Origin of the sequence: Labrys sp. WJW (assembly GCF_001676615.1) — a bacterium.
GTDB lineage: Bacteria > Pseudomonadota > Alphaproteobacteria > Rhizobiales > Labraceae > Labrys > Labrys sedimenti.
Genome location: NZ_LYXZ01000122.1, coordinates 1 through 401, shown reverse-complemented (window position 1 = coordinate 401; position 401 = coordinate 1). Strand labels below are relative to the sequence as shown.

The window sequence follows — 401 nt, the reverse complement described above, 5'->3', positions numbered from 1 at the left end:
ACCTCGGCCGGTGCGGTCGAAAAACTGTTCGCCGACACCATCGCCGCCGTCGGCCGGCCCGACATCGCCGTCAACACCGTCGGCAAGGTACTCAAGAAGCCCTTCGTCGAGATCACCGAGGCCGAATATGACGAGATGACCGCGGTCAACTCGAAAACAGCCTTCTTCTTCCTCAAGGAAGCCGGCAAGCACCTCAACGACAACGGCAAGATCTGCACGCTCGTCACCTCGCTGCTCGGCGCCTATACCCCGTTCTATGCGGCCTATGCCGGCACCAAGGCGCCGGTGGAGCATTTCACCCGCGCCGCCTCCAAGGAGTTCGGCGAGCGCGGCATCTCGGTGACCGCCATCGGCCCCGGCCCGATGGACACGTCCTTCTTCTATCCGGCCGAGGGCGCCGA

General features: G+C 64.3%; 1 protein-coding gene. It reads left to right on the top strand.

Translation table 11 applies throughout. From position 1 onward, the window contains the following. Window positions 1-401 (top strand): SDR family oxidoreductase (locus BA190_RS34900; protein ID WP_156771853.1); only part of this gene is annotated, 401 nt, incomplete at both ends.